This window comes from Micromonospora sp. NPDC002411, assembly GCF_053592955.1.
Map to the genome: position 1 here is coordinate 1 of NZ_JBSFBM010000521.1, position 3171 is coordinate 3171.

The window sequence follows — 3171 nt, forward strand, 5'->3', positions numbered from 1 at the left end:
GAGCGGCGGTTCGGCGACCGGCCGCAGGGCGAGCGCCGCTACAGCGACCGGCCACAGGGCGACCGGCAGTACGGCGACCGTCCGCAGGGCGAGCGGCGTTACGGCGATCGGCCCGCCGGCGACCGGAGCTACGGTGACCGGCCGGCTGGCGAGCGGCGTTACGCCGATCGGGACTCCCGGGGCTACGGCGACCGGCCGCAGGGCGAGCGTCGGTTCGGTGACCGGCCGCGGTTCGGTGACCGGGACGGCCGGGGCGACCGGCCGCAGGGCGAGCGGCGCTTCGGTGACCGGGACTCTCGGGGTGGTTTCCGCTCGGAGAGCCGTGGTCGGGATGACCGTCCCCGCGAGGACCGGGCCCGCGACGACCGTCCGCGCGACGACCGGCGGGGTTTCGGCGGGCGACCGCCGGCGCGTACCCACTGATCGTCTGATCCTCTGAACGCCGTCGCGGAGCACCTGCTTCGCGGCGGCGTTCGCGCATGCCCTGCCGAGGCAGGCCGGGTCGCGTAACGTCCGGCTCATGCCGACCATGCCGCAATCAATCTTCTGGTCCCGGACGGACACCGCCGGCAGCGAGCAGGTCCTCTTCGACGACAGCCGCGGCTTGGCGGCCCGGGGCACCCTGCTCGCCGTGGACCCGATCCCCTGGACCGCCCGCTACCAGCTGACCACCGCACCGGACTGGTCCACGACCCGGGTCGAGGTCGAGGTCGAAGGGTTGGGCTGGCAGCGCCGGGTGACCCTGGAGCGGACGGCGGACCGGTGGCGGGTGACCACCGCGGAACAGGGCGACCTGGACCGGGCCCTGGTCAACGCCGGTCATCCCCGGGCCGGCCTGCCCGGCACCGACGACCCGGACCGGCTGGCCGACGCGCTCGACGTCGACCTGAGCGGCTCGCCGCTGTTCAACACCCTGCCGGTTCACCGGCTCGGGCTGGCCGCCGAGCCGGCCGACATCGCACACCGGATCACCGTCGCGTGGGTGCTGCTGCCCGGTCTGGAGGTGGTGCCGGCCGAGCAGATCTACACGGGGCTCGGGCCGGGCCGGGTGCGCTTCGCCAGCGGCACCTTCACCGCCGACATCGACCTGGACGACAGCGGCTACGTGGTGCGCTATCCCGGGCTGGCGGAGCGGATCGACCCGCGCTGAGCAGGTGCCCAGCCGGGCCAGGCCCAGCGGAGCGGTTCAGCCGGGCCAGGTGCCGCTGGTCAGGAAGCGTTCGATAGTGGCCAGGTGCGGCGTCAGGTCGAGGCCCTGGGCGTTCACCCAGTCGTCGGAGTAGTAGGTGTCGGCGTACCGGTCACCCGGGTCACAGATCAGGGTGACCACCGAGCCGGTCCGGCCCTCGGCGAGCATCCCGGCGATCAGGCCGAACGCGCCCCACAGGTTGGTGCCGGTGGAGCCGCCCACCCGGCGGCCGAGCACGGCCGAGCCGGCACGCATGGCGGCCAGTGACGCCGCGTCCGGCACCTGGACCATCCGGTCCACCACCGAGGGCAGGAACGAGGCCTCCACGGTCGGACGGCCGATCCCCTCGATCCGGGAGCCCTTCCCGGTGCGCACCGACCAGTCGGCGGCCAACCAGGCCGGGTAGAACGCCGAGTTCTCCGGGTCGACCACGCAGAGTTTGGTGGCGAGTCGGCGGTACCGGGCGTACCGGCCGATGGTCGCGCTGGTGCCTCCGGTGCCGGCACCCACCACGACCCAGGCGGGGATCGGGTGCCGTTCCAGTTCGAGCTGGGCGTAGATCGACTCGGCGATGTTGTTGTTGCCCCGCCAGTCGGTCGCCCGCTCGGCGTAGGTGAACTGGTCCATGAAGTGCCCAGCGGAGTCCTCGGCCAGCCACCGGGCCTCGACCACCACGCTGGCGGGGTCGTCCACCAGGTGGCACCGGCCGCCCTGGAACTCGATCTGCGCGATCTTCTCGGGTGAGGTGGAGGCGGGCATCACCGCGATGAAGGGCAACCCGAGCATCCTGGCGAAGTACGCCTCGGAGACCGCCGTGGAGCCCGACGACGCCTCGACGATCGTGGTGCGCGGCCCGATCCAGCCGTTGCAGAGCCCGTAGAGGAACAGCGAGCGGGCCAGCCGGTGCTTCAGCGAGCCGGTGGGATGTGAGGACTCGTCCTTGAGGTAGAGGTCGATCCCCCAGGCTCGGGGCAGCGGAAACGGCAGCAGGTGGGTGTCGGCCGAGCGGTTCGCGTCCGCCTCGACGGCGGCGATCGCCTCCGTCACCCAGGTTCGGCTGGCCTCGTCGCACCGGTCGAGATGAGTCACGCCGGAAACGTAGCAAGCAGGCCCAGCGGTGGTCAGGGCCGGTCCGGACGGGTGCTCCGACGTTGTTGTCGGCGCTGGCCGGCGCGGCCGGCGGCCTGGACCAGCGGGGTCAGCGCGACCGCCAGCCGGGGCAGGGCGTCCAGCAGGCGCACCTGCGCTCCCCGCCAGCGGGGCAGGCTGACCACCGGACGGGGTCGGTGGGCCAACCGGACCGCCCGGGCGGCCACCTGCGGCGCGCTCAACATCGACCCGGTGAACGAAGCCACCGCGCCCGGGTCGTCCAGCCGGTCGTGCAGCATCGGGGTCCAGATGCCGTCCGGGCAGAGGCAGGAGACGTGCACCCGGCGGTATCCCGCGATCCGCAGGTCGGACAGGGTGCCGAGGCTGAACGCCAGCAGGGCGTGCTTGCTGGCCGCGTACACCGTCTCGCCGGGCGCGGCGATCAGCCCGGCCAGCGAGACGACGTTGAGCACGTGGCCGTGGCCCTGCCCGCGCATCACGGCCAGCGCGGCCAGGGTGCCGTTCATGGCGCCGAAGGTGTTGACGTCGAACATCCGGCGGCGGGTCGGCCCGTCGTGCTCCCACGACGGCCCGGTGGTCAGGACGCCGGCATTGTTGACCCAGAGCGCAAGGCCGCCCCGGTCCGCGGCGCTCGCGGCGACGGCGGCGCAGGCGTCCTCGTCCCGGACGTCCAGGGCCGCCGACCAACCCCCGAGGGGCCCTGCGGCGGCGGCCACCGCCGCCGGGTCGAGGTCGGTGAGGAGCACCGACCAGCCGTCGGCGTGCAGCGCTGTGGCAATGGCGTGGCCGAGGCCGCCGGCAGCGCCGGTCACCACTGCCACGCGACGTCCCGGCGGGGTCATCGGCGCACGCTACCGCCGGCCGACCGGGCG

3 protein-coding genes and 1 pseudogene are annotated in these 3171 nt (G+C 73.8%); 2 read left to right on the forward strand and 2 right to left on the reverse strand.

Translation table 11 applies throughout. The annotated features are described in order from the left end of the window. Together ACWCO3_RS33250 and ACWCO3_RS33255 are read left to right on the forward strand one after the other, a co-directional pair. Positions 1-423, forward strand: a pseudogene (locus ACWCO3_RS33250) (DEAD/DEAH box helicase); the annotation flags it as partial. A gap of 106 nt (positions 424-529) precedes the next feature. After that, a complete protein-coding gene (locus tag ACWCO3_RS33255; RefSeq protein WP_355022823.1) occupies positions 530-1150 on the forward strand; it encodes a putative glycolipid-binding domain-containing protein in 621 nt (206 codons plus the stop codon). A gap of 36 nt (positions 1151-1186) precedes the next feature. Here the strand turns inward: ACWCO3_RS33255 and ACWCO3_RS33260 are convergent, their stop codons facing one another. Both ACWCO3_RS33260 and ACWCO3_RS33265 read right to left on the reverse strand, forming a co-directional pair. Next, positions 1187-2278 (reverse strand): PLP-dependent cysteine synthase family protein, encoded by a 1092-nt coding sequence (locus ACWCO3_RS33260; RefSeq protein WP_450013897.1) that lies wholly within the window; start codon positions 2276-2278, stop codon positions 1187-1189. Positions 2279-2310: 32 nt separating this feature from the next. Next, positions 2311-3141: an SDR family NAD(P)-dependent oxidoreductase gene (locus ACWCO3_RS33265; RefSeq protein WP_450013899.1), complete on the reverse strand. Its 831-nt coding sequence runs from the start codon at positions 3139-3141 to the stop codon at positions 2311-2313. Between the last annotated feature and the right edge of the window lie 30 nt (positions 3142-3171).